We start from the raw sequence: 382 nt of genomic DNA, 5'->3' as shown, positions 1-382 counted from the left end.
CTTTCAGATTATTCCCTTATTGATAAACTTTATGAAGCCAGCAGGGCAGGAGTGAAAATGAAACTTATTGTCCGTGGGATATGTTGTTTGGTACCGGGAGTGGAAGGAATGAGTGAAAATATTCAGGTGATAAGTATAGTTGACAAATATTTAGAACATCCCAGGATCTACATTTTTGAGAATGAGGGAAAACACAAGGTCTTTATTTCTTCAGCAGATTGGATGACGCGGAATATGGATTACAGGGTGGAGATCACCTGCCCAATTTATGACAGCAGCATCCAGAGGGAATTAATGGAAACTTTTGAGATCTGTTGGAGTGATAATGTGAAGGCGAGGGTGATCTCCGCCAAACAGGATAACGCCTACAGGCGCAATAATA

1 protein-coding gene is annotated in these 382 nt (G+C 41.1%); it reads left to right on the top strand.

Features of this window, described 5'->3' with window-relative positions:
- The coding region (locus HC175_RS20255; RefSeq protein ID WP_235942710.1) for a phospholipase D-like domain-containing protein at positions 1–382 on the top strand (382 nt) is incomplete at both ends.

This window comes from Salinimicrobium oceani, from assembly GCF_012037645.1.
This window is presented reverse-complemented; position numbering and strand designations above follow the sequence as displayed.